Raw genomic sequence first — 24913 nt, forward strand, 5'->3', positions numbered from 1 at the left:
AAATCCGTTTGCTTCTCCTGACTCCTATTAGGACGTTTTTATATCCCGGCCGAGTAAACGTTCAGCGTACCCGTTCTGGCTCAGTCGATGAACCTCTCACGAACTATCTCTGTTGACCTGGTATCGCGCTTAGGTCGGGCCGTAGTCGCACTATGTGCAATCTCTGTCTTTATTACCATCCTCGGCTCTGATATTTTTGGTCGATTTGTCTTGTTTGAGGCTGTAGTTACCATCCTCGGAATAGGTGTCGACATGGGGCTCGGCAGTGCCGCTCAAAAGCGTGTCGCGGATCATCGACCGTCGAAGGTGATATCGACCGTACTGGTCCTCAAGGCTCTCTTTCTCGTCATCGTCGGTACTGCTCTTTTATTAGGCGGTTCGGTCATTGAACCGTTCCTGTCCCCATCGTTGGTACCCTCGTTAATCATTGCTGTGGGGGTTCAACAACTCGGTCGGGTCGGCCTACACGCGCTTCGTGGTAGACTTCGTGTCTCCGAGGCAGCCCTCGTCCAGTTGTTCGGTGATCTTGTGCTACTAATCGCCGGCTACGCGATGGCCGTCTCTGGATTCGAGCTATTGGGGCTCGTATACGCCTTCGTTCTACAGTGGGTCCTCATTTCGGCGGTCTCGCTCTGGCTGATAGGGTACACGCCAAGCCTCCCATCGCTAGACGTCGGCCGATCTCTGTTTGCGTTCTCGAAGTACACATTCGTCTCATCGGTAGTCGCCAGCGCACTGTATGGATGGACGGACACCTTACTCATCGGCTACTATCTCTCACCGGGAGCGGTGGCAGTTTACGAAGCCGCGTGGCGGGTCGCACGTGCCGTTTCGCTGGTTTCGCAGTCCATCGGGACTGCCCTGTTTCCACAAGTGAGCGACTGGCAACTCAGCGATGAGCTTACAGCGGTGACCGAAACCGTCAGAGACGGCATAACCGGCGCGCTTGTCGTCGTCTTCCCTGCAATTGTAGGTGCCGCATTACTTGGAGACTCTCTTCTAGGGACGTTCGTTGACCCGACGACTGCAGCCGGTGCGATGGTCCTCGTTGTTCTTCTCGTCGGCAAGATCCCCGAGAGTCTCAATGATGTCGTTGCAAGAACACTATTCGGTCTTGATAAGCCGGCATATACAGCGTACGCCGCGGGGCTGTTCATGCTGATTAACGTCGGACTTAATGTCGTCTTGATTCCCTTGTACGGTATTGAGGGGGCGGCTATCGCGACGACTCTGGCGTTCGCCGTAAACGCGGCGGTGAATACATATTACCTACGGAGCCAAGTGGCCGTCTCTTTCGATTACCGAACCCTCGGTTACGTACTACTGTCCAGCCTGTGTATGGGTGTTGTGCTACTCTTGATAAATCAGATGATTTCTATCGACTCTCAGGTGTCGCTTCTGGGGACCGTTGTATTCGGCGGTGTGCTGTACTTTTTCGTCCTGCTGATTCCGCCAAGCGTTCGTCAGAGAGCGAAAAAGCTCAAAAAACAGTTACTTGGTTGATGATTTACTCGCACCCCGCGCGGGCATCAAAAGGAATAATTATCTTCATTGCTCTCAATCTGAGTACGTCCGAATGATACCTGTCGACTCCCGTGTGACCGTTATTGGCGGTGCGGGAGTCCCAGCTGCCCGTCTCGTCAAGGAGTCGTGGTGGCGCGGCTCCGACAACGCATCCGCCCTCTGTCGTGCGGAACGCGACTCGCATGATTCAGGTGCAGTCGAACGGTGGTACCGTGAGCGCCGCAACACATAGCTCCCACCTCGAGGCGAGAGTAGTTCCCCTGTTAGTCGTCGGACTCTACGTCTCGACGATAGCAATTCCACGGATCATCGGTGCCGGGGGTGCAGTCAGGACAAAGCTCGTCCTCGAAGCGTTGTTGTTCGGGGCTGCACTCGGTGGAATCGGTCTCGTACTTTTTTGCCGCGGACGCGTACAGTTCGACCGGACCTACCAGGGTATTGCGGCGGTGTTCGGTGCGACCGTTCTGCTTTCGACTGTCGCGCTCGTCGTCGGCCTCCTGCGGGGCTACCCGACCGGTGATGTCTTTGGTGACTACTACAAGTTCATCATCCCGGCAGCGACGGTTACACTTGTGTACGCTGTAGCCGACTCGTCCGAACAGCTCGAAACCGCCCTCGCCGTCGCATTCCGGATCGGTCTCTTGCTGATCGCCAGTGTCTTGACCCTCTACGTCACCGGTGTATTAGGATTGAATGATCGACCGAGGTTCATCTACCAGTTCCCTATCCTGATTGTGCTCGGCTACTGGCAGTACAGGCAGGGGGATCCCGTCGCACGCTACGGCTTCCCGTTCCTCGTGGTCGCAACCCTCCCGTTGGTCGGGTACTCCCAGTCGTTATCGTTGCTGTTACAGACCCTACTCACGGCGGTCTTGGCCGTGACCTACGCTCGCTTCAACAGCCCGCGAGAGCTCGCCGTCGGCGGTGGGGTCGTCGCCGTTGTTGGAGTCATCGGAGGCGGGTTGCTGCTCCTTGCAGCGACGCAGCTTTCGAGTGCACAGTGGCGGGAGTACGGATATCTCGGCTCGAAGATGGTTGCCCTGGTCGGCGATTACACGCTCTACGAGCGCCTAATCGTGCTCGGCGGGAGCCGCGCCGCCGAACCATTCGGCGTTCTGGCCCGGATTGACGGCGGACTCCTCGAACTGCTCGTGGGGAGCGGCATGGGTAGTACCTTCATGGTCTCCTCGCCGTTCGGCTCCCCAAGGTGGATTGGGGAGGACCACTTCGTCCATGCCGGGCTTTGGGAGGCCGTGCTCCGTACGGGGCTGTTGGGTGGCCTCGCCTATTTGGGGGTGGTCGTGTCTTATATCTACGTCGGCTGGAAGGTGAGCGGCGACAGCTATCTCGGTGCCCTCGCGGCCGCGAACGCGTCCACGACGCTCCTGTTCGCTCCGCTTGTCGGAAAACTGCTCGGCCCGCAGTTCTTTTCATACGCGCTGTTCGCATACGCACTCGTGCGTTGGGGTGAGCTACGGGACTGTTCCGAAAAGCTTGCAACCACCTCGGACACCTAGCCGGTGATGCTCTCGCTCAGTGTCGTCACGATATGCTACAACTGTCTTGAGGAACTCCCCGGAACCGTCGGGAGCGTTCGCGGGCAGACCTACGACGAGATCGAACACGTCGTAATCGATGGCGACTCGGACGACGGAACGTCGGAGTGGCTTGCCGAGCGCGAGGAGTGGTTCGATGTCCTCGTGTCGGAACAGGACGATGGACGATACCATGCGATGAACAAGGGGTTGGAACGGGCGACGGGCGACTACGTACTGTTCTTGAACGCTGGCGACGAGTTCCGGACCGACTCCGTTATTGAGGACCTGTTCACACGACCCGAGATCCGCGAAAACCGGCCGAACATAATCTCCGGACGGATCGAGCTCACTATCGACGGCGAGTCGCTGAACTTCACACGACCTTGGCGGTCGGGGAAAGAAGGCCCCGGACTCCCCCACCCGGCCACCCTCGTTGACCGAGAGCTGCACCAGCAGTATAGTTTTGACGAACAGTTCACCTACGTCGCTGATTATGAACTCTGGGCAAGACTCCGGGATGAGCGCGCGTACGATGTCCATTACGTCTCCGACGTAATCACCTTGTTCAATGTTGAGGGCGCGTCGAACTCGCCAGACGTAGCCTTCGCCCGGTATCTCGAACGGGCGTTCGTGGACTATAAATATGGGCACGGGTTCGACTCAACCGACGCTGCTATCCTCTTCTTGGCGCCGATAGCACGACAGATGCTGAGTCTGCTGCTTGGTCAACGGCGGTTCATCGCGATTCTTCGGTACCGTCGGCTCGCGAAGCGACTCCTTCGGAACGGACCGAAACTCTAAACCACTATACCTTGGACTTGCGAGTAGATGGAGCGTCCCGATATCGTCCTCGTCACCGTAGATTCTCTGCGGGCAGATTGCGTCGGTTTCCTCGGCGACGATACGCCAGCGACGCCGAACATGGACGCTGTCGCAGATGAGGCAAACGTGTCCACGGCTGCGACTACACCAAGTTCGCACACACGAGCCTCAGTCCCCGCGATCCTGACCTCACAGTACGCCCACCGATTCTTTAACAACTTCCTACACGACGTGGAGACACCCACCATCGCACAGCGCCTCTCCGAGGTGGGGTACAGTACCGCAGCTTTCCACTCGAATCCCTTGCTCTCGCGACATTTTGGATATGATCAGGGGTTCGACACGTTCTCGGATGGGCTTCGATACGTCGAACGGACTCGACTCCCGGAGACGGCGACCCGCCTATACTCGAAGCTTATTCGCCTCCTGCGTCGGTTTCCGTACCAACCTGCAGAAACAATCACCAGACAGGCGATCGATTGGCTCTCCGAGCACCAAGCCCGCGGCCCGAAGTTCCTCTGGGTCCACTATATGGACCCACATGGTCCCTACGCGCTCAACCGTGACCAGGGGTACATCGACAAGCTCCGATCTGAACGGTTGTGGCACAAGGCGGTCTCAGAACCCGAGAGCGTGACTACCGACGAAGTCAAGCGTCTCCGCGAAGCTTACCACAAGGAAATCGAACATACCGACCGCGAACTCGCACCGCTGTTCGATGCTATCGAGACGTACACCGACGCCGTCTGCACGGTTCTCACCGGCGACCACGGAGAAGAGTTCAGGGAACATGGGGAGTTCACCCACATGCCGAAACTTTACGAGGAGGTGACCCGCGTGCCGTTCGTCTTGGACCTACCGCACGACGACGAGGTGCAGACTCCCGAACCGATCAGCTCATTGGACATCGTCCCAACACTTGTCGGACAGATGGACGACGTTTCGGTCGCTTCCTTCGAAGGGGTGGATTTGACAGCCCCGGAAGTGAATCGAACGGTCGTCATCTCGGAAACGAACCCAGACTCTGGTGACCCGCTCGTCGGGCTCCGGAACGAACAGTACAAGTACATTGCAGGGGGCCCAGAACCGGAGCTCTACGATCTCGAGGCCGATCCGGTCGAGAAGACCAACCTAGTGAACTCCGGACACGAGGCCGAGTCGGAATTGGAGCGACTACTCACAGCACACCTCAACGAACACGACTTCGAAGGTGGAGACAAACTCGCAGAGACCGCCGCCGAAATGAACACGGAGATGCAGGGCAGACTTGAGGATCTAGGCTACCTATGAGGACGGTCTTGATGCGACACGAGGACGCCCGGTTCGAACGCGAGGTAATCGAGCCGTGGCTCGCGAGTGTGTCGGATCTCGTCGGCGTCGTCGTAATCCGAAACAAGCGAGCGCGAACGCTCGCTCGCGCACGCCGGGAACTCTCCCGTAGTGGGTTGTTTGGCTTCGCCGATGTCCTCGCGTTTCGTCTGTACTACCGCACTGTGTTGGCCGACCGCGAAGGCGAGAAGATTGACGAATTAATCGAATCGACCAGGGACAAGTACCCGGACGTGCCCGACACGGTGCCCCGGATAACGGTCGACGACCCGAATGAGGAGCCGACGAAAGAATTTCTCAAGGAGCGGGAAGCCGACGCCACGATCGCCAGAATAAAGATTCTGCTTGACTCAAACGTGTTTTCGATTCCGACCGAGGGAACGTACGTCATCCATCCCGGTATCTGCCCCGAGTACCGGAACTCCCACGGCTGCTTCTGGGCGCTTGCCAACGGAGAGCCCGAGAAGGTAGGCTACACGTTGCTTAAGATCGACGACGGAATCGACACCGGACCGATCTTCGCGCAGGGAACCACCTCATTCGACCCGGTCGATGATGGGCACCTCTACATTCAGTACAAGGTTGTGGCCGACAACTTGGACGAGATTGCACAAGCACTCAAGGGAGCTGTTTCGGGAGCGCGAGACCAGATCGACGTGAGCGGCAGAGACAGCGATGTCTGGGGGCAACCCCGACTGAGTGAGTATCTCGGGTGGAAGCGGCGGGCGGAACGATGGTGATCCGGACGGCCCCTGGCGTCGCGTTGTTGTACCACGATATCGTGGCTCGGGAGAGAGCTACCGAGTCCGGCATCGTTACCGACGGGTCGTGGCGGTACAAGCTCCCACCGGAGATATTCCGCTCACATCTTGAACGAATCGACGCGTCGTCCCATCAAGTCGTGCTGGCTTCCGACACCGACGCTGAGCGACCGCTGCTGTTGACGTTCGATGATGGTGGCGTGAGCTGTGCAGAAACCGCCGCTCCACTGCTCGAATCGTACGGTATGCGGGGGAACTTCTTTGTAGTTACCGGTCGCCTCGGCGACGATGGCTACATGACCGAAGACCACGTGCGAGAACTCGCCGCGGCGGGCCACCACGTCGGGAGCCACACCGTCACTCACGCGAACCTCCGTGAAGTCTCCCCATCGAAACGACGAGCTGAGCTGGTCCGGAGCAAAGAGGCCCTTGAGTCGCTGCTCGGAACCACCTGTCGGTCGATCTCAATCCCAGGTGGATTCGTTGATGAGGACGTGCTTACGGACGCGTTCGATGCCGGTTACGATTACGTCTTCATTTCAGAGCCGCGATATCTGTCGTTGCCGGTAAAGGGCAGCCCGGTCGGGCGTTGGAGTGTCTGGCACGACACCGGCGCCGACGGAATCGAACGGATACTCGACCGCAATCTCAGAACCCGGCTGTGGGTTCAGGGCAGATGGTTCACCCTGAAGAGCATCAAGCGGACGATCGGACAAAACCGGTTCGAGCGGCTCCGCCGTCCTCTCGTGTCGCGACGATAATCTCTATCTTGCCGGCCGGCGGTGCGCGCAGCCTGAGGACATCGATGGCTCGGGCGAGCGCAATCTGCTGCGAGTACAAAGCTCGTGTCATCCCAACCGACGATGGGAATTAGATTTAAACGGTCTAGTGTTGAAACCCAAACTAGTGGTAAACCGACGCGACGTGCTTCTGGGCGTGATTTCGGCAGGTGTCGTCGCATCGGGATGTAGCAACCGACGCTCCGGCACCCCCGACGACGAGACGCGCTCCGACCAATCGAAGCCGAGGGAAACGTATCACGGTGCCTCGACTGGCGAGTCCGTCGATTTGGTCGTCGGAGGGGAGGCACAATTCGAACCGACAGTAGCGGACGAAGCAGTACCGTCGGCCACCAGAAATGAGTTCATCCACTACGCGGAGGTGAGTACCGACATCGACTTTACCCAGGAAGCGGCTTACAGCCTTCGCTTCGAGATCGGTTCGTTCGAAAGCGTTCGTAAGGCCGTTCGAGAGGAGGCGTTTGAACTCTGTCTTTCGAATCAAGACCTCGTCGTACGCGGCGGGGGTCCACGGGGAGTGCTCTACGGGACGTACGAGCTGCTCGAACGTGCGTTCGGAATTCGGTGGCTGGCGCCCGGCCCCGACGGGACGGTAATCCCGGACGAACCCTCCTTGACCGTACTGGTGAACGATGGCATTCACGCTCCAGACTTCGCTGCCCGGGTCGCTGGTGCGTTTCACTCGGAGGAGTACCTCCTATGGGCGATCCGAAATCGACTCCAGCCGACCTACTGGCCTGCAGTCTCGGACGCCGCGTTCACGCACACTTCGACGGAACCCGTTGGAGAAACCCGCGGAGGGTACGTCGCTTCGACGAACATCCACTCGTTCTACGACCTGCTCCCGCCGTCGAAGTATCGCGAAAAGCACCCCGAGTGGTACAGCGAAAACCAGCTTGACCTGCGAAACGCGGCGGTACGGGATGCTCTCGTCGAGCGATGTCGGAGATTCTTCAACACGAATCCGAACGTCGACCACGTCGCTGTCACTCCCGAAGACGGGTACGGATGGCCCCCTCGGTTCGCCTCCGACTCACAGATCCGAGCACAGAGAGACGCTGGACAGCCAGCCCGTCTCAAACACCACCGAAACATCAGCGAACCGTTTTTTCGCGCGATTTCGGCAATCGCGAACCGACTAAAAAAGACTCATCCCGACAAGCGGCTCTACACATCTGCCTACCTGAACTACGTCTGGCCGCCGGTTACGCTCCAAGGAGTTCCCGACAACGTCACCGTGGCGGTCGCACACTACAACCCAGCGGACTACGCTCATCCAATTGGCTCGACGGCGACGGAAGCGAGTGAGCGGTTCGAGACAGTTCTACAACGATGGACGGAGCGTGCTGAGGCACCGTGGCTCTACGCGTACACCGTCAAGTACGCCTTGGATTGTCTCCCGTTCCCAATCGCGAACAGGTTAGCGACGGATATCGAGACAATCTTCCAGTTGGGGTACGACGGATTCTATTCGCAAGGTGGTGAAGGGCGGTGGGGGCAGTACGGTCCACACTTCTATGTGATGGCACGAAAATTATGGAATGTCGATATTTCGGCGGACGAGGTACTTGATCAGTACTTCGACGGGATGTTCGGTCGAGGATCGCCCCCGGTACGGAGTGCATACGACCGGCTCTGGAACGCCCTTCAGAATGCGGACCATGCGGTCGATCGCCACCCCCTCACCGAACTCCGCCCGGTCTTCACTGATGGCCTCATCGAAAGCGTGGTTTCTTCACTCGATACTGCGGTTTCGGCGACGACGACGCCCCGAACACGACGGAACGTCCGTGCGATGCGGCTGGGCGCAGCGTACACCAAACACTACTTCGCCTTCCGGCAAGCGATCGTCGACCATGAGGAAGGTGACCGTACCTCACTTCGGCGCGTCGTAGACGCGTACAATGATATCGCGGAGCTGGTTGACCTCGGTGAGGAATGGGACTTGGACGCACTCCCCCGTTCACTAGTTGATCCGGATGGATACTTTTCGCTCCACGGATATGCCGCCCACTTAGGCGAGGAGGTCGATACGACGGGGCCCCGGTGGACAGTCTCGTAGTCACCTTGTCACAGACACGGAGAACGGTTCCAACAATGCGGTCGCGACACTACCCCGAGGGAGTCGGGACCCATGAGCTAGCTTTACGACTCGTTTGTACGGTCTTGAGCGTGCTCCTCTGGATTTGCTCTGAGCAGGTGTTCGTACACCGCACCTCGGAGTCTGTTTGGGAGCGTCCGCACTACAACCCTAGTGGCTGCGTTGAAGACTGCCAGCCACAGTGGAATGAACCCCCAGCGGTAGAAGTCGTACTGCATGCCGATTTCGCTCCTCGCGTATGCCATTCCCCCTCGTCGCTCGTGCATATTCTCTCCGGCACGAACGTGCACGAGCGACTCCGGGATGTTCCCGAACGTGGCGCCGTTCACGAGCAGTCGGACCCACAGTCGATAGTCCTCCAGCCGTCGTACGTCCTCGTAGTTGCCGACCTCCATCACCGGCTCCTTCCGGAACATCACCGTCGCCTGGTTAATCGGACTCCGGTAGCGAGCAACTGACGCGATCTCCTCATGGCGTTCCGGAACCTCGCGGACTGCGTACCGCTCTTCCGAGTCGGGGTCGAATTCTGTGAAGTAGCTCCCCACGACATCGGTTTCCAGGTTCGTGTTCAGATACTCAAGTTGCAACTCGAACCGATCCCGCCGGCAGATGTCGTCGGCATCCATCATCGCCACGATGTCGTTGGTCGTCCGCTTCACACCCTCCTGTCGCGCCTTTCCTTTTCCCCGGTTCTCCGGTAGCTGGAAGAGCTTGACCCGCTTGGGATGTTTCTCCTCGAATCGAGCGACCGTCGTCTTCAACTCGGCGGTGAGCGGTCCGTCACCGACGACGACGACCTCGTCCGGCGGGACCGTCTGGTCAAGTACGCTCTTGAGTGCCTTGGCGAGGTCTCCCGGGTCGTCGTTTTCGTAGGTTGGAATGACGACCGATAGGCAATCCATCAGGAGCCGATACGACGAAACGGGTGTAAAGATTGACGAAGAGGCTACGCCGGTTGGCTTACGAGAGTGACTGCCCGATTGGCTGCCAGTCGAAGTCGTTTAGAAGTCGCCGGAGCCGGTCCTCTGTGCGGTCGAGGTTCGTGTAATGTCGGAGCCTGTAGCTCAGTGGAATCTCTTTCTGTCGGGGCTGCCCCGGATCTATATCCCATGGGTGGAGGTAGAAGACGAACGTACGCTGGCTGTGGATTCGTTCGACACCACGCCTGTAAATCTCGTAGGGGATGAACCTGAAGTAGCCGCCACCCGCCCATGGTATCCGCTTACCGAGGTTGAGTTGTGGCAGCGTCACCTCCTGAATCCCACAGTCCAGCGTCACAATGTCCTCGTTCGACGGCATGGACAGTGTCCCGTATCGGTCGTGACCGGTAACCGGAAACGAACTTGAGTCGTAGCTCAGCTCTAGGTCGGCCAGAATTTGGACCGCTTCGTCAGTGATCGAAAAGCTTGGAGCACGATAGCCATCTACCTCTCCCTGAATGAGCGGGTTCAACACACGTATCGACCGCCTGATATCTGCTCGAATCTCCGCTGGCGACTGCTCGTACAGGAGCTCATGGTTATATCCGTGGCTCGCCACTTCGTGCCCCTGGCGATCTATCTCTCGAACGACTTCGGGGTGGTTCTCTGCGACCCACCCGAGTACAAAGAACGTTGCAGAGACATCGTAGTCTGACAAGAGCTCAAGGATACGCCGTGTCCGCCCAAGGACTCTCGACTCGACGGCCTCCCATTGGTCCCTACTTACCGCAGGGCGTATATTGTGCGCGTGGAACCAATCCTCAACGTCGAACGACAACAGGTAGGTCATCGCATTTGCCACCCGCTGGACTCAAGCTCTTTGCGCTCCCCGGCGGTCGGGAATGAGTGATACGAGCCGGACCCAGTCATCTCCTCGAGCGTGATCTCACCTGCTGCAATACGTGAGAGTGTCTCGGCAGACAGCCTCCCACCTATCCGCTTCCCTCTTTGGATAACCCCGTGGAGGCTGTTTAGATCGGTCACGTCAAACGTCGTTTGGGCTGCAATTCGACCGGCGTCGAGTTCCTCAACCATCTCGTGGATCGTCACACCCACCTCCGTCTCGCCGTGGTACAGTGCCCAAAACGTCGGCATCATCCCACGGTACTTTGGCAGCTCAGCGGTGTGGACGTTGAGACATCCCCAGCTTGGAGCGGAGAGCAGCGACTCATCGAAGATTTCGGGGGCACTCGCGGATAGAACCACGTCGATCTCCTTTTCTTCCACAGAATCTACGAACTCCACCGTGTTTACGCTCTGAACGTGATCGACCGGAACGCCGTGTGATTTCGAAACTCTGCCGACCGAACATCGTCTCACGCCAACGGTGTCGAGCAGGGTCCGTGACACGTACGAGACGCCGTGACGGAGGAACCCGCCGGCCCCGAACAGCCGATATGTTCGCCAGACGAGCTCCGGAAACGACTCGTTGAACGGATCAAGACACACGACCCGCGACACCGTAACGTCCTCACCCAGCTGTTCGAAGAACTCCTCAAGCAGCAAGGGGACGTAGAATGGATCGTCCTGTGTCACTATAAGCACATCTAATTTCGTGGACATTTATCCGAACCTCCGACGTGATGTGACCGACCGTCACGTCCTAATCGGTCGCCAGTTTCCGGTCTCTCTCGGTCACCAGGCGCTCGCATTTGCACCACCGGATACATGATATCCCCTCGTGGTCAAGGGTGTTCCGGCCTGCACCGGGCAGTGCTCCTCTTCCCCCCCAATTGTCCAATGGCTATGCTATACGGTGACGTTCCCCCCCGTATTGACAGCCTGCTCCGACACCCGTACCGTCTCTTCACTAACAGTGTAGTTACCTGGGTACGGGACGGTAACCCGGTAGCTCCCGTCCGCCCTGACCCTGACTTTGCGCTCGTAGGTGACAGACCGGTCATTAAGTTTCAGGGTTGTCGTCACAGTAATAGTTGAGCTCGGTGCTGCATTCCCTGAGATGGTCGCCCCGGGTACGAGCGTGAATACACGATATTGCCCCGAAACGTGGACTGCACGGTAGTGTGCGAGCCCAGTCGCGTTCGTGGTCCGACTACCGAATGCGGCCAGTTGTGCGCCAACGCTCCCCGGTGGCGTCGCTTCTCCGGCGAATACGACGAACCCAGTCCGATCGCGCAGTCGCTCGTACCAGCGCTCGGGGTCTTCGCTGACAAGAAACCGTGCGTAGTTGTCCTGTGCGAAGGTGTACGAACGCGACTCGCCGTTCACGAAGTAGTTATACATCCTGTTGCGGTCCCACTGGCTGAATACGTAATCTTGCGGATACTCCCAGCCCGCCTCGTCTGAGTACCCGTTCATCCATGCTGCAGTTTGGTATTGGGTATCGGTGACTGTGAGTTGGTTGATTTTAATTGGGACCTGCACAATGCCTAACCCACCGACGAGCAGGAACAGCACGAGTAGTGTGATTATTTGCCGTCGCCCCGGAACAACGAACGACCGTCCGTCTGAGCTTGGGTCAAATGGAACTGGAGGCCGTGCTACGTCGATACGTTCGGCAAGATGGACGAACCCGAGCCCGGCGAACAGCGCGGAAAATATCGAAAACTCACCAACGAAGCGAATCTGGAGTGTTGCCAGTCCAAGGAGGTACCACCCAAAGACTACCGGTACAACCCAGCGAAGGTCCTCAAGCGCCCTCCAAGACGCCCACGCCAAATATGGGACTGCAAGAACGAGAACGAAGCCGAACAGGAGCAACCAACCGAACGACGGGCCGAAGAGGTTCTGGGTCTCGACAATCACCCCTTCACGGACCAACCTGACGGTCACGCTCCGCACGACCAACCGCCAGAGATCGGGACGCAGAACCGACACCAGTCCGATTGCCAGACCCCCAGCAAAGACCTCTCCGAGAAACACATACCGTGCGGTCAGCTCCGTCCTGTGAACAGCCTCACCGATGGCTGCGACAGCAAGGCCACCCCCCAGCACAATCAACGGCGCAGCCGCCCCCAGCGACGTGTGCCACCCGAGCACCGTGTGGACAATCCAGACGACTACACCACCTCCCCCAACCCCCAACAGTACGGGTGCTATCGTTCTGGCTGGCGATCGACTATGATAAACGGCTAGGATGGACAGTACGGCTATTGTGAGTCCGACCGGGATGAGTAGCAAGACACTCGCGTCCCAGGCGAGCGTCTGTCCGGCCACACCTACCCCCAACCCACAGACCCCGAGAATGGTTTGATCGGACCGGTGTGCGCTGGCGATTAACACGGCCATCGACAGCACGACAAGTGCGAGCCAGATATAATCGAAGGCGTGGTGGTCTGCGAACCCGAGACTCGTACGCATCGCGTGGCCGGGGAGGACGCCGAGAAGTGCGACCGAAGCAATGCCAACTCGCTGGTCACCGCTAATCTTGACACCCAGCAGGTAGAGCATGACTGCGGTGAGACCGGCGGAGACGACCGGATACCAGCTCATAACATGCCCCACCGCTGCTCTTGTCCCCCCGAACACCTCTGCCCCCGCCCATAACGCCACGATTAACAGTGGTTCCCCATTTGCCACGCCTCCCGGGAGATTGCCCACCGATATTTCTGAACCGCTGACCAGCTGCTCAACCCAGTATCTGTACAGGTACGGATCGTTCCCAGAGAGAATGATGGTTCCCTCCTGAAAAATCCTTGGCCAAGAGACCAAGCGAAGCGCAATGACAAGTAGTACTGCGCCACCGAGTGTGGCGGTAAGCTGCGGGTCCAGCGAGGGGACTGAAATCCTCGGGCCGGCCTCGCCCCCCGTTTCGAGATCACTGTCTAGCGCTCGACGGACGGCCTCCCGGTCAACGACGCGGTAGGCTCCGTCCTCGGTTTTCGTAATCGCACTTGATGCAGCAATCTCACCGAACGTACCTGAGCTGAGGTTCAGATCATCGAACCTGAACGGCTCGTCGGCAGCAAGAACCGCACGAAATGCGGACTCAAGCTCGGGCCGATTATCCACGAGTGAGCGAACCTCGCGGGTGATACTCATGAAAGGACCTCCAACGTGTTGTGAATAAATCCACCGCCTTCGAGATTACTCGGGAAAGCTATTAGTACACGGCTACAGCGACCGGCTCTCTTGCCATCGCCTGAAGTGGGTCATTTCTCATCGTCTCGAAATGCGTATACTACGTCTCTCCCTACCATCCAGAGCTGTCTGACGAGTATCTTTAGATCGAACCAGAAAGACTGTTGCCGAATGTACGCGATATCGTGCCGGAGCTTCTTTTCAGGGTTGAATCCCGTGATACCGTTGATTTGTGCGAGGCCTGTCAGTCCTGGCTTCACGAACCACCGGCGCCGCCACTTTTCGGTCCCTTCCTCTATCTCGTTGTCCAGTTCCGGACGTTCTGGCCGAGGCCCTACGACGCTCATTTCGCCGCGGAGGATCGCCAGTAACTGCGGAATCTCGTCAAAATGTGTCCGCCGCAGGACTCGCCCGACACGCGTCACCCGCGGATCCGTCCCGCCAGCATCCTCTTCGCTAAGTGTTGCTCCGGTCTCCATCTCTGCCTCCGTCACCATGCTCCGAAACTTCGCGACGGTGAACATATTCCCGAACGCCGCGGTCCTGGTTTGGCGGTACAGCACTGGTCCCGGACTATCGAGTTTAATTGCTGCCGCAATCACGAGTAGCAGCGGACTCAGTATGATTAACGCCGTCACAGCAAATGTTAGGTCGAAAATGCGCTTCGTGATGTGATCGAGCCAGTCCCACGGCTCCAACTCAATATCTACTAACTGACCGTCTGCTGTCCCCGTAGTCAACACCACATCGGCGTGATCACGATGTGCCTTGGCTGCGACACCGTGCTCGTAGCAGGTGTCAAGCGTCCCGAAGAACTCCGCTCTATCGGGCTGGGCGAAGGCGAGCACAGCCGTCCCGACATCATACTCTACAAGCACGTCTTCTAACCGTGACAAGCCGCCCAAGTTCGGCAACGCGTCCAGTTGGGTAGGTGACCCACCGTCGGTGAGCTCAGCGGGCACCACTGTCTGGTCGCCGGGTTCCTGATACGGCGACGGTGGGGACACGTACCCGAGGACAGTCCCCTCGACGACAGTCAAAATGTCCTCCATCGTCTCGGGGTCGTCGCCGACGATAATCGTCCGCTCACCCTCCGGATGTGGCCGCCGGCGAATCACGACGAACCACGCAGGTACAGCCATCAACACCAACACCCCACTTACGAGCAACGTTGCCCGCGGGAGTGCATACGTGTAATCGAAGTAACCGATGGCCGCCATCGCCAGCAGCGCAACTGTCACGCGTTTCATCGCATACAGCCCGATATCGAGAATTCGACGCGGCCGCGGCTTATAGAGCGGAAACAGGGCGCTAACGACAACCACAGCTGCAATGCCCGCCTCGTAGGCAAACTCTTTGCCCGCCGATCCGTCGAAGGGAAGATGGCCGATAACGGGGATCATGGAAAACCCAGCCTGCACAACCTCGGTGTTCGCGACCCCCACCGCGGCAACGGTCAACACGGCGACTCCGGCGACGCTCAACAGCCGGTACCGCCAGCCCCCGTCCATTATATAATACCTGCCACACCAGCGGTTTAATCATATCGGCTTCTCGGCTGAGATAGCACTGTTACCATGCAAGATTGCAAACCGACTACCGGCCAGCTTGATGCTATACCGAGCAGTCCTCCGCATGAATCTCAAGCGCTTCACACCACCATAGCCACTGATTTATATTCCAGAACGGCTTTGACAGTCCTCCGAGTTACCGGAAATAATGCCTCCACAGGGTGAGCCGTCGTGGAACTAATCGACGACAAGGGAAACCTCTTCGGCGTCATCAACGTCGTTGACGCGCTCGTCGTCCTGTTCGTCCTCGCGGCCGTCGTCGCAGGCGCAGCACTCGTCTTCCAACCGGATTCGGGGCCAGAAACCGCGACGACGAACGTTACCCTCGACCTGGGCACCCAGCCAACCTACATCGTCTCGGCGATCAACGCGGGCGATACGTACAACGCCACGCAGAACAGCCGCCTCACCCTCACGGACGTATACCTCACGCCGCAGGGCGATCGAACACGCGTCATCGTCCGCGCCGAAGTACAAGCACCCACAGACGACGGCATCTCCTACGCGAACGCCCCGCTCCGGCTGGGCCGCACGCTCACGATTGCCACGAACCGCTATCAGGTGCGCGGCCAACTCCGCGACGTCGGTCGAAACGACACCCTCACGCGCGAATCAACGACGGTCGTCATCCGCGACCGAATAGGCGCGGCCGACGCCCGCGAACTCGCGGCCGGCGATGAAATCCGACTCGCCGGCCGGACCGTCGCGACCATCGAGGACGTCGCCGTCTACGCGACGGGCAACCCGACGCAACGCGACGTATTCGTCGAAGCGACGCTCGAAACCTACCGCTCACAGGATGAACGCCGGTTCGGCGGCACCCCCCTACACCGTGGCCAGACGGTCACCCTCCCGACCGCCGAGTACACGCTGAACGGCCAAATTGAACGCGTCGACGGTGGCCTCGCGCTCGACAGCGCCGACGTCGTCATCGAGACCACTGTCGACGCCGAGACGGCCCAGCGACTCGCCGCGGGCGACACCGCGACGGTCGCGGGCTACGACACCGCCGAAGTGGCGAGCGTCACGGCGTACGCCACCCGCGACCCCGACCGCGTGCGCGTCGTCGTCGGCCTCTCGCTGCGGACGCTCGCGTACGGCGAGCGCGAACGCTTCGGCACGACACCGATTCAGCGCGGCGCCGGCGTCACCGTCGACACCGGCCAGTACACGCTCTCCGGGCGCATCGAGCGGACGGGCACGCTCGAACCGGCCGGCACGGCGACCACCCGCACGGTCACCCTGCGGATGAGCGAGGTGCGCGAGGACATGGCCGATGCTATCGAACCGGGTATGACCGAGCGTGCGAACGGCGAGACGGTCGCCCGCGTCACCGCGGTGGATACGCAGCCGTCGCTCATCATCACGACCGGCGAGAATGGCTCCGTGAACGTCGTCGACCACCCGTTCAACCGAGAGGTAGAAATCACGACGGCGCTTCGAGTGCGCGAGACGACGACCGGCCCACGGTTCAAAGGCGAGCCGCTCCGGCAGGGCTCGACGGTCGTCATCGACCTCGGCACCATCGTTATCGAAGCAGAGGTCGTCAGCGTCAGTGGCTAACCTCGGTTCGTCCGGCAGGGCCACTGTCGCAAACGTGGCCTTCTTATGCCGGCCAGTCAACTCACGTGTATGACGCCGGCTGACAAATCCGAGGAGTCGGCCGGTCCCACCGAGAAGACACGCGACCGCGTCACCAAGGGCAGCGACCTACTGGGCGCGTCCCGGGCTGTCAGTGATCGCGTCGGCACCGCCGTCCGCAACTCGTATCTCTACCGCTGGCTCACCAAGGAACCCGAGCCGGAGGTCATCGTTATCGACCTTCGGGAGACCTGGACTGTCGGCCCGATTATCGCGCTGTTTGACCGGCTCATCGAGTGGCTCGCTCCCTACTGGCGCGAGTCGACGCCGAAGCGAGCACTCGATCGAGTCGTCACACTCGCCGACCGGACCGCCGGGACGCGTGCCGGACAGTTACTCGGAACATTCCTTGCACCGCCGGAGCCCCCCGACTCCGACGGCGATGGCCCCGCCGACGCTCACGGCGACGCGGACTCGTCGCTATCAGCAGAAACGAGCGACGGAGAGACACCGCCGCCAAGTAATCGTTGACGCGGCGATGGCTAACACGCCGAACGCCTACGCGCCCGCGATGTCCGTGTTCACGATCGCGTCCGTGTCCACGTCGAGCGCCGAGAGCACCTCCGCGACGGAGCTCTCGCTCGCTCCTTCGCCGCTCGTATCGTCGACGGCGCCCAACACCGCCCGCTCCAGCTCATCGAGTCGCTCGGTCACCTTCTCCAGGTTCAGCACGCGCGGCGCGAGCGTCAGATACGTCGTGTCGCCGCGGTCGTAGAGGTCCTCGGTCGTCATCTCCGGGAGCCGGCCAGAGGCGTCGTCCGCGTCGGACTCGTCCCCCTCGTCGCCCTCGACCGTCACGTCCAGCTCGCCGAGGCCGGCGACCGTGACGGGCGACGCAAGCTCCACGGGGCCGTCACAGATGGCCTGGGGGAGAATCGTGGTCGCGCCGTCGAGCCGCGTGTCGCCGTGGCTCCGGAACGTGTAACACAGCGAGTCCTCGACGGCGAGGCTCCGGTCGGCCGTGACGATGCCGAGGACGACACAGTTCTCTAAGACCAACTCGGTGCCGACGACGTTGCCGCGGACGACGCAGTCGGTCAGGCGGACGCGCTTGCCGGTGACCGTCCCCTCGACGGTCGCGTCCGAGCCGACGACCTTGCCGGGCGTGCCGACCTCGCCGTGGACGCGGCCGCCCTCCAGTTCGACGGCGTCGGCGGCCATCACCGACCCCTCGACGGTCGCGTCGGCGTCGGTCTCGACGGTCGCCCCGTAGACGCTCCCCTGGACGGTCGCGCCCTCGCGGATGCGAACGGGGCGGTCGAGCTCCGCCTGCACCGTCGGAATCACCTTCCCGTCGAACGTCTCGCCCGCCTCGACGACCGCGCGGGTCCGCTCGATGTCAGCCATCAGTCGTCACCCCCTTCGATCCGCACCGGCACCGAGCCGTCGTCGGGCATCGCCTCGCGAACGGCCTCGCCGTACGACGGCGCGAGCGGCGTGGATTCGCTGTAGTCGGAGAGGTGTCGGGCCACCGCGTCGGCCGATAGCGACTCGGTTCGGCTCGGCTCCGAGACGCCCGGTGCGCCGGCCAGGAGCTGTTCCGCCCCCTCGAACGGGTCGAGCGAGACGCGACACCACTCGCTGTCGGCGTCCGTCGCGAGCGACGACGGCACGACGACCTCGCGCTGGGTGACGCCGTCTGCCTCGTACTCGACGACGTAATAGGGGACCTGCAGGCGCTCGCGCTCGTCGGTCGGGAGCCTGGTTCCCTCGGCGTCGAACCGGTGGTCGCGGACGGTCTCGATGAGCGACTCCTGGCGGTCCACGAAGTCGTGGATCGTCTGGACGGTGTCGCCCGCGGCCTCGCGGACGCGGTCGCTCCGCTCGTCGCCCACGGATTCGTTGTGCGCCTGGAGTGTCCGCCACGTCGGCGTCACCTGCTCGGTGAACGGCTCCTCGATGCCGGCCTCGAACTGCTCCTCGTCGAGCGCGAAGATGTGTTCGCCGAGGTCGCGGATGCGCTCGCGGGCCTTCTCGTCGAGTTCGCGCTGCTGGCGCTCGTAGCGGTCGCCGATGGAGGCGAGCCGTTCGTCGAGTTCCGCCTGTTCGGCGTCGATCTGCTCGTGTTCGGCCTCGATCTGTGGCTCCACCGCTTTCACCTCCATCACGTGGTCCATCAGCTTCAGCTCCGCCTGTGCGTGGATGTTCTCGTGAATCGCATCCCGAACCGTCTCGGCCGCCTCGCGGATCACCGAGTGGACCTTCTTGACCTCGCCGGTGAGCGTCTGGACGTCCTCGCGGAGCTTCGCGATTGTCTTGTTAATCGCCTTCAGCGGCTTGTGGAGGTCGTCGTTCGCCATCAGTCGTCACCCCCCTCGTAGGCAGTAGCTCGCATCAGCGGCAGCCGGTCTTTCCCCATCTTGAACTGGTCAATGCGGTCGATCAGTCCCGTGCCGCCGCGGGTCTCTATCATCCAGTTCTCCCGGTGGTGACGCTTCTCCATGTCCATCTCCTCGCTGTGTAGCTCGCCCCGCTGTTGCATCTCCGCCATCGTCCGCCGGTCCTCGCGCTCCTGCCGCGCCATGAACATCTCGGCTTCGCGGCGCCGCTTTTCGGCTCGCATCGTCTCGGCTTTCTCCTCGGCCGCTTTCTGTGCGGCGTCGATGCGTTCCTGCTCCTGGTTGCGCGTCTCCTCCAGGATGCGGTCGGTTTTGCGGTCGATCTCCGCGAACGACTCCTCGACCTCGCCGCGGAACGCCTCCTTGCGCTCCTCCTGGATGCGGTCGTACTTCACCATCAGTTCGCCGATCTCGTCGACCTTCCCTCGCGATGCCTTGGCGTCGGTCTTCAGGTCGCGGATGCGCGAGCGGAGGTCGCGGATGCGGTCGGTCGAAGAGCGGATCTCCTCGCTGCGCTGCTCGAACTCCCGCTCTTCGAGCTCGGCCTTCTGATCCTCGATGTTCTCGTAGATGCGGCGGCGCTCGTCGTCCTTCTCGATCCACAGCTGGTCCCACACCGGGTTGACGAGGTCGTCCTTGATGCGGTGGCGCGGGACGACCGCCTCCGTCTCGTGGTGGCTCCGGCAGGTGTCGCAGTACCACTCGCCGGCCTCGGGGTCCGAGAGCTCGACGAGCGAGTCGATCTCGTCGGTCAGACAGTCCGGGCAGTAGAAGTTGTAGCTCACCAGCCCGAACGCGTCGGCGGTCGTCCCGATGTGGTTGTTCAACAGGTCGACGGCGGACTCGTGGGCGCCGGACAGCTCGCCGACGAGCTCGCGGCTCCGCTCGGAGACGGCTTCGAGCTCCGCGGCGCCGTCGGCGGTCGCGGCCATCCGTTCGAGTTCGGCGAGTTCCGCGACGTCGGCCTCGGCGTCGTCGGCGTCCACCTCGACGTCGGCGGCCACGGTCGTACCCTCATCGGCCCGTGAAGCGAACGCCTCGACGGCGGCCGCCTCGGGACCGCTCGCGGGCACGACGGGCGCCTCGACGGTCGTCCGGTTCGCGTTCTCGATCTCCGACTTGATGCCGTCGAGCGTCCGGGTGAACTCCGCCTCGACGTTCCGGTCGTGCGGCATTACAACCGGGAAGTCGCCCATCGCGTCGAGTTCTTCGCGGACGGCGCCGACGGCGTCCTCGTCGTCGAGCCGTTCGAGGTCGAAGCTCGTCGTCTCGACGGAGTCGGTCGCGTCGTAGACGACGACGCCCGCCTCGTCGGGAATCGTGTAGCCGGTCCAGTACCCCCGATCGACGCTCTTCACCGTGACGTCCGGCGTCTGTCGCTGCGCGTAGAGGTAGGCGCCACCGCCGGCGGCGAGCCCGAGAACTATCAGGACGGCGCCGACCGCGACGCCGACGTTGGCCGCGATGGCCCCGATACCGAGAACGACGCCGGCGACCGCCGCCGCCGCACCCAGCCGGCGCGTCGAGCGCTGGTCGTCGAGCGCCGCCGACACCGGCTCCCGGAGGACCTCGTTGACGGCGAGCGCGCGGGCCCGCTCCTCGTCCACGGGGTCGTCGGCCTCGTAGAGGACATCCGTTACGCGCATGTGTCCCCCTCCACCGAACCTGCGGCGGTGTCACGGTCGGTCGTCACCGCGCCGTCGGGCCGGATGCCCGACGACACGTCGGTTCCCCCTTCGTCTCGTGTGTGATATCGTCGCATGCTCTCAGTCGATGTTCCGCAGTGCCCGCGTGGCCGCTTTGCTCACGTCGCTGTTCGGGTCGAGCCGGGTCCGTTCGAGCGTCGCCCTGACGCCGTCGCTTCCGGTGCCGAGCCGCCCCAGCGCCTCACACGCCGCGACACGGACATCCGGGTCGTCGTCGTGCATCCGCTCGGTCAGGGCGTCGATTGCCGCCTGTGAGTGGACGCCGTCGCCCGCGTCGTCGGCGAGCGCCGCGACGGCCTCACGGCGGGTCGCGGGGTCGTCCGCGTGCAGCCGGTCGCGGTAGGCATCGACCGTCGCGTCGCCGGTCGACCCCGTCGTCGGCTCGTACTCGCCGGCCGACGCGGTCTCGCCGGTCGTTTCCTCATCTCTCCCCGTCTCGTCGTTCGGACTGCTCGCTGTCGTTTCGTCGTCGTTCGCCGCGCTCGGCTCCGCCGTCTCGCTCGTGGACGCACGTGACTCGGTCGCGGTCGACGTCGTCGCCGTCGACGTCGTCGCCGTCGAGGTACCCGAGTCGGACGACGATACGGTAGCGCCGTCCGTCGGCTCCGCTGATGCCTCGGCGGAGGACTCCGTCGTCCCCGACCGGGTTGGCGCGTCGTCCGTCCGACCGCTCGCCGACCCCCACGTCGCGGGCCGTGTTCGGTACCCCGACCACAGCAGACCGGCGCTCGCGGCCGCGCCGCCGAGTAGCGCCGCCGGCTCGTAGCCGCCGGAGCCGAGCAGGGCGTAGCCGAGTGCTCCGGGACCGTCCCACAGGCCGACGACCGACGCGAGCAGGAAGTCGGGGAGCGAGCCCCGGATCAGATACGACGGGACGACGAACGCCGCCCACGCGGCGCCGAGATACCAGCCCCACGAACTCCCCCGAGTGAGGCCGAACGCGGCCGCGCCGGTCACGGCGACCGGGCCGACCACCCATATCGGCTGTGCGGCGACGGCCTCGATCGGCGAGAACGCCACGCCGTCGAGGTACAGCACCGGCGCGAAGACGTTCGCGACGACCGTGACGAGGCCCGCCACGAACAGGTGGCGACGGAACCGGAGTCGGCCGGCGTCCCTCGCCGTCGAGGCACCGAGTGTCGTCGCCGTCGCGGCGCTCGTTGCGGCCGTCCCGGCGTCGTCGGACTCGTCGTCGTCAGTTCCACCGCCCGTCGTCTCGGGCTCGGCCTCCGTGTCGTCGAGGTCGAACTCGTCCCACGTCTCGTCGTCTCCCCCGCGACGGCCGAGGACCCAGCGGACGACCGTCACCGGCAGCAACAGGAGTTTGACGAACGCTCGAACTAGGAACCGTAGCAACTTCAGCGTGAAGTACACCATCTATCCCCCACGGGAACACGGCACACGGGGGTCGGCAAAAATGTTCCGTCGGTGACAAGGGAGGGCGGAAACAGGATACCGGACCGGGCTACGCCGACACCGTCTCGCCGTCCTCGACCGCTGCGTCCTCGACGGTCACCGTCCGGTTCCCGATCTCGTACGTCGCGGCGTAGGGGACCGTCACCCGGTACGTGCCGTTCGCATCGACCGCGACCCGGCGCTCGTACGTGAACTCCGTCCCGCTCACCTCGACGGTCGCCGCGAGGTCGAGCGTCGTGTTCGCCGTCGCGTTGCCGACGACCGTCGCCCCCGGCACGAGCGTGAACGCGGTGTACTCGCCGTCCGGCGAGACGTGTATCGCCCGGTAGTGTGCCAACCCCGAGGCGTTCGCCGTCCGGCTCCCGTACGCCTCCAGCCGTTCCGCGATACTCCCCGACGGGGCGTCGAGGGTCGGGTACACGACGAAGCCCGCGCGCCCGCGGAGGCGTTCGTACCACGTCGTCTCGTTCGTCGACGCGAGGAACGACTCGTAGTTCGCGCGTGCGTAGCCGTACGAGCGTGCCTCCCCGCTCACGACGTAGTTGTACATGCGGTTGTTGCTCCACGGACTGAACACGTACGCCGGGCGGTCGCTCCGGTTCGCCGTCTCGGTGTATTCGTCGATGGCCGCGGCCGTGTCGTACATCGCGGGCGGCGTCGTTACCTGCCCGGTCTTGACGGGCACCTGGACGAGGCCGAGGCCGCCGACGAGCAGGAAGAGGACGACGAGCGCGCCGGCCTGTCGTGCCGACGGACGCGTCACGAGCGAGCCGTCGACCCCGGAATCGAACGGCTTCGGCAGGCGTGCCACGTCGATGCGCTCCGCGAGGTGGACGAACCCGAGGCCGGCGAAGACGCTAATGAACGTCGCGAACTCCCCGACGAACCGGATTTGGATCGCCGAGAGCGCGAAGAAGGCCCACGCGTAGACGACGGGGACGACCCACGCGTCGTCGTCGAGCGCGCGTCGCGTCGCCCAGACGAGATACGGGAGCGCGAGGAAGAGCACGAAGCCGAACAGCAGGAGCCAGCCCGCGGAGTCCGAGAACAGCCCCTTGCGTCTCGGCGATGGCGTCGGAGCGGAACAGCGCGGAGTCGGCCCGCGAGGTCAGCGTGTTCCACGCGTCGGGGAGGAAGACCGCGATGCCGCCGACGCTCACCGCCCCCGTCCCGAGAATCGCTCCCGTGGCCACGCGTGCGTCCGACCGTACCCGAAAGACGAGTTCGCCGACGACGAGCACGCCGAGGGCCCCCGCGAACAGGAGTGCCGGTGCCGACGCGACGACGGGCGTGTGCCAGCCGAGGCTCGTGTGGGCCAGCCACGTGAGTGCGCCCGCGCCGGCTAGCCCGACGAGCATCGGGGCCCCGGACCGGAGCGGCGACCTGTCGGCGCGAACCCACACGACGGCGAGCGTCGCGACGGCCAGGCCGACCGGAACCACCAGCAGCGGGCCGGCTTCCCACGCGAGCACCTGGCCCGTGACGCCGACGGCGAGCCCGAGCGTCCCGAAGACGGTCCGTCCCGACCGGAGCTCGCCCCGGACGAGCGCGACGAGCGACAGCGCCGTGACGCCGAGCCACGGGTAGTCGAAGGCGTGGTGGTCGGCGAAGCCGAGGCTCGTTCGCAGTGCGTGGCCCGCGACGACCGCGAACATGACGACGGCCGCGAGCCCGACGCGGCGGTCCTCGGTGACCTCGGTCGCGAGCAGATACACGAGCGCGCCGGAGACGAGCGCCGAGACGACGGGGTACCACGCGAGCAGCGAGCCGGCGACGGCCTCGCCGCCGAGCACCGATGCGAGGAGCCACATCGTCGCGACGTAGAGCGGCTCGCCCTTCGCGACCGCGCCCGGCAGCGACGAGACGGTGAGGTCCGGGTTCGCCAGCAGCTGTTCGACCCAGTAGCGGTAGTAGTACGGGTCGTTCCCGGAGAGGACGACCGCGCTGTCTTGGAACACCGGGCCGACGGAGAACACGGTTCGCAGGAGAACGACGAAGGCGAGCGCACCCGCGAGCGCGAGCGCGTGCATGAGATTGATGTCGAGACTCGGCGTCGCCAGCCCGGTTCCCGATTCCGTCGGTTCCCGTCCGGTTTCGCCGGCGAGCCCTCGCCGGACGGCCTCGCGGTCCGCGACCCGGTAGCCGTCGTCGGTCTTCTCGACGACACCCGTCGAAACGACCTCGCCGAACGCGCCCGAGTCGATATCGAGGTCGTCGAAGGCGAACGGCTCCTCGGCCTCTACCACCGCCTCGACGGCGTCTTCGAGCGCGGGGCGCTCGTCGACCAGCTCCCGAACGTCCGCGGCGGTGACCATACGCACGCGTGCGGTCACGGTCGAATAAA

General features: G+C 62.5%; 20 protein-coding genes. 9 read left to right on the forward strand and 11 right to left on the reverse strand.

The genetic code is table 11. The annotated features are described in order from the left end of the window. The first annotated feature begins 87 nt into the window (after nucleotides 1-87). From P2T37_RS09510 to P2T37_RS09540, 7 genes are all read left to right on the forward strand, one after another. Entirely contained in the window at nucleotides 88-1503 is a 1416-nt protein-coding gene (locus P2T37_RS09510) for a flippase (protein WP_276233683.1), read from the forward strand. A gap of 203 nt (nucleotides 1504-1706) precedes the next feature. Further along, complete coding sequence (locus P2T37_RS09515; protein ID WP_276233684.1) at nucleotides 1707-3041, forward strand: hypothetical protein; 1335 nt, start codon at nucleotides 1707-1709, stop codon at nucleotides 3039-3041. Nucleotides 3042-3047: 6 nt separating this feature from the next. Next, a complete protein-coding gene (locus P2T37_RS09520) occupies nucleotides 3048-3863 on the forward strand; it encodes a glycosyltransferase family 2 protein (protein ID WP_276233685.1) in 816 nt (271 codons plus the stop codon). A gap of 27 nt (nucleotides 3864-3890) precedes the next feature. After that, nucleotides 3891-5174 (forward strand): sulfatase family protein, encoded by a 1284-nt coding sequence (locus tag P2T37_RS09525; RefSeq protein ID WP_276233686.1) that lies wholly within the window; start codon nucleotides 3891-3893, stop codon nucleotides 5172-5174. A gap of 11 nt (nucleotides 5175-5185) precedes the next feature. Further along, the gene (locus tag P2T37_RS09530; RefSeq protein ID WP_276233687.1) at nucleotides 5186-5953 is read left to right on the forward strand and encodes a formyltransferase family protein; all 768 of its coding nucleotides are present in this window, start codon (nucleotides 5186-5188) and stop codon (nucleotides 5951-5953) included. After that, complete coding sequence (locus tag P2T37_RS09535; protein ID WP_276233688.1) at nucleotides 5947-6735, forward strand: polysaccharide deacetylase family protein; 789 nt, start codon at nucleotides 5947-5949, stop codon at nucleotides 6733-6735. The genes P2T37_RS09530 and P2T37_RS09535 overlap by 7 nt, the downstream gene beginning before the upstream one ends. Before the next feature lie 145 nt (nucleotides 6736-6880). Then, a complete protein-coding gene (locus P2T37_RS09540; RefSeq protein WP_276233689.1) occupies nucleotides 6881-8836 on the forward strand; it encodes a DUF4838 domain-containing protein in 1956 nt (651 codons plus the stop codon). Between the two features lie 83 nt (nucleotides 8837-8919). On the opposite strand, the gene P2T37_RS09545 is transcribed toward P2T37_RS09540, so the two are convergent. The 5 genes from P2T37_RS09545 to P2T37_RS09565 form a co-directional block, all read right to left on the reverse strand. After that, nucleotides 8920-9777: a glycosyltransferase gene (locus P2T37_RS09545; RefSeq protein ID WP_276233690.1), complete on the reverse strand. Its 858-nt coding sequence runs from the start codon at nucleotides 9775-9777 to the stop codon at nucleotides 8920-8922. A 58-nt stretch (nucleotides 9778-9835) separates the two neighbouring features. Next, complete coding sequence (locus P2T37_RS09550) at nucleotides 9836-10645, reverse strand: XrtA system polysaccharide deacetylase (protein WP_276233691.1); 810 nt, start codon at nucleotides 10643-10645, stop codon at nucleotides 9836-9838. Next, nucleotides 10642-11391 carry a formyltransferase family protein gene (locus P2T37_RS09555; protein ID WP_276233692.1) on the reverse strand — a complete coding sequence of 250 codons (750 nt, stop codon included), beginning with the start codon at nucleotides 11389-11391 and terminating at the stop codon, nucleotides 10642-10644. Before P2T37_RS09555 ends, P2T37_RS09550 begins: the two co-directional genes overlap by 4 nt. Before the next feature lie 213 nt (nucleotides 11392-11604). Next, nucleotides 11605-13857, reverse strand: a complete 2253-nt coding sequence (locus P2T37_RS09560; RefSeq protein WP_276233693.1) for an STT3 domain-containing protein — start codon at nucleotides 13855-13857, stop codon at nucleotides 11605-11607. Nucleotides 13858-13967: 110 nt separating this feature from the next. Further along, nucleotides 13968-15407, reverse strand: a complete 1440-nt coding sequence (locus P2T37_RS09565; protein WP_276233694.1) for a sugar transferase — start codon at nucleotides 15405-15407, stop codon at nucleotides 13968-13970. A 231-nt stretch (nucleotides 15408-15638) separates the two neighbouring features. On the opposite strand from P2T37_RS09565, the gene P2T37_RS09570 reads away from it, so the two are divergent. Both P2T37_RS09570 and P2T37_RS09575 read left to right on the forward strand, forming a co-directional pair. Continuing rightward, nucleotides 15639-17030: a DUF4330 family protein gene (locus P2T37_RS09570; protein ID WP_276233695.1), complete on the forward strand. Its 1392-nt coding sequence runs from the start codon at nucleotides 15639-15641 to the stop codon at nucleotides 17028-17030. A 69-nt stretch (nucleotides 17031-17099) separates the two neighbouring features. Continuing rightward, nucleotides 17100-17579 (forward strand): hypothetical protein, encoded by a 480-nt coding sequence (locus P2T37_RS09575; protein WP_276233696.1) that lies wholly within the window; start codon nucleotides 17100-17102, stop codon nucleotides 17577-17579. Between the two features lie 27 nt (nucleotides 17580-17606). Here P2T37_RS09575 and P2T37_RS09580 read toward each other — a convergent pair whose 3' ends face one another. The 6 genes from P2T37_RS09580 to P2T37_RS09605 all read right to left on the reverse strand — a co-directional run bounded on the left by P2T37_RS09580 (nucleotide 17607) and on the right by P2T37_RS09605 (nucleotide 24884). After that, nucleotides 17607-18455: a hypothetical protein gene (locus tag P2T37_RS09580; protein ID WP_276233697.1), complete on the reverse strand. Its 849-nt coding sequence runs from the start codon at nucleotides 18453-18455 to the stop codon at nucleotides 17607-17609. After that, nucleotides 18455-19408, reverse strand: coding sequence for a hypothetical protein (locus P2T37_RS09585; protein WP_276233698.1), 954 nt, complete (start codon nucleotides 19406-19408; stop codon nucleotides 18455-18457). Before P2T37_RS09585 ends, P2T37_RS09580 begins: the two co-directional genes overlap by 1 nt. After that, nucleotides 19408-21093 (reverse strand): hypothetical protein, encoded by a 1686-nt coding sequence (locus tag P2T37_RS09590; protein ID WP_276233699.1) that lies wholly within the window; start codon nucleotides 21091-21093, stop codon nucleotides 19408-19410. Before P2T37_RS09590 ends, P2T37_RS09585 begins: the two co-directional genes overlap by 1 nt. A 120-nt stretch (nucleotides 21094-21213) precedes the next feature. After that, a complete protein-coding gene (locus tag P2T37_RS09595; RefSeq protein ID WP_276233700.1) occupies nucleotides 21214-22530 on the reverse strand; it encodes a HEAT repeat domain-containing protein in 1317 nt (438 codons plus the stop codon). Between the two features lie 88 nt (nucleotides 22531-22618). Then, the gene (locus tag P2T37_RS09600; RefSeq protein ID WP_337250420.1) at nucleotides 22619-23215 is read right to left on the reverse strand and encodes a hypothetical protein; all 597 of its coding nucleotides are present in this window, start codon (nucleotides 23213-23215) and stop codon (nucleotides 22619-22621) included. A gap of 211 nt (nucleotides 23216-23426) precedes the next feature. Continuing rightward, a complete protein-coding gene (locus P2T37_RS09605) occupies nucleotides 23427-24884 on the reverse strand; it encodes a hypothetical protein (protein ID WP_276233701.1) in 1458 nt (485 codons plus the stop codon). Between the last annotated feature and the right edge of the window lie 29 nt (nucleotides 24885-24913).

Origin of the sequence: Halosegnis marinus (assembly GCF_029338355.1) — an archaeon.
GTDB lineage: Archaea > Halobacteriota > Halobacteria > Halobacteriales > Haloarculaceae > Halosegnis > Halosegnis marinus.

Coding starts and splice junctions, on each gene's coding strand:
- P2T37_RS09525 (WP_276233686.1), top strand. CDS start 3,891: ATGGAGCGTCCCGATATCGTCCTCGTCACCGTAGATTCTCTGCGGGCA.
- P2T37_RS09520 (WP_276233685.1), top strand. CDS start 3,048: ATGCTCTCGCTCAGTGTCGTCACGATATGCTACAACTGTCTTGAGGAA.
- P2T37_RS09515 (WP_276233684.1), top strand. CDS start 1,707: ATGATTCAGGTGCAGTCGAACGGTGGTACCGTGAGCGCCGCAACACAT.
- P2T37_RS09560 (WP_276233693.1), bottom strand. CDS start 13,857: ATGAGTATCACCCGCGAGGTTCGCTCACTCGTGGATAATCGGCCCGAG.
- P2T37_RS09550 (WP_276233691.1), bottom strand. CDS start 10,645: ATGACCTACCTGTTGTCGTTCGACGTTGAGGATTGGTTCCACGCGCAC.
- P2T37_RS09535 (WP_276233688.1), top strand. CDS start 5,947: ATGGTGATCCGGACGGCCCCTGGCGTCGCGTTGTTGTACCACGATATC.
- P2T37_RS09605 (WP_276233701.1), bottom strand. CDS start 24,884: ATGGTCACCGCCGCGGACGTTCGGGAGCTGGTCGACGAGCGCCCCGCG.
- P2T37_RS09545 (WP_276233690.1), bottom strand. CDS start 9,777: ATGGATTGCCTATCGGTCGTCATTCCAACCTACGAAAACGACGACCCG.
- P2T37_RS09595 (WP_276233700.1), bottom strand. CDS start 22,530: ATGGTGTACTTCACGCTGAAGTTGCTACGGTTCCTAGTTCGAGCGTTC.
- P2T37_RS09565 (WP_276233694.1), bottom strand. CDS start 15,407: ATGGACGGGGGCTGGCGGTACCGGCTGTTGAGCGTCGCCGGAGTCGCC.
- P2T37_RS09600 (WP_337250420.1), bottom strand. CDS start 23,215: ATGTACGACACGGCCGCGGCCATCGACGAATACACCGAGACGGCGAAC.
- P2T37_RS09580 (WP_276233697.1), bottom strand. CDS start 18,455: ATGGCTGACATCGAGCGGACCCGCGCGGTCGTCGAGGCGGGCGAGACG.
- P2T37_RS09575 (WP_276233696.1), top strand. CDS start 17,100: ATGACGCCGGCTGACAAATCCGAGGAGTCGGCCGGTCCCACCGAGAAG.
- P2T37_RS09585 (WP_276233698.1), bottom strand. CDS start 19,408: ATGGCGAACGACGACCTCCACAAGCCGCTGAAGGCGATTAACAAGACA.
- P2T37_RS09510 (WP_276233683.1), top strand. CDS start 88: ATGAACCTCTCACGAACTATCTCTGTTGACCTGGTATCGCGCTTAGGT.
- P2T37_RS09590 (WP_276233699.1), bottom strand. CDS start 21,093: ATGCGCGTAACGGATGTCCTCTACGAGGCCGACGACCCCGTGGACGAG.
- P2T37_RS09530 (WP_276233687.1), top strand. CDS start 5,186: ATGCGACACGAGGACGCCCGGTTCGAACGCGAGGTAATCGAGCCGTGG.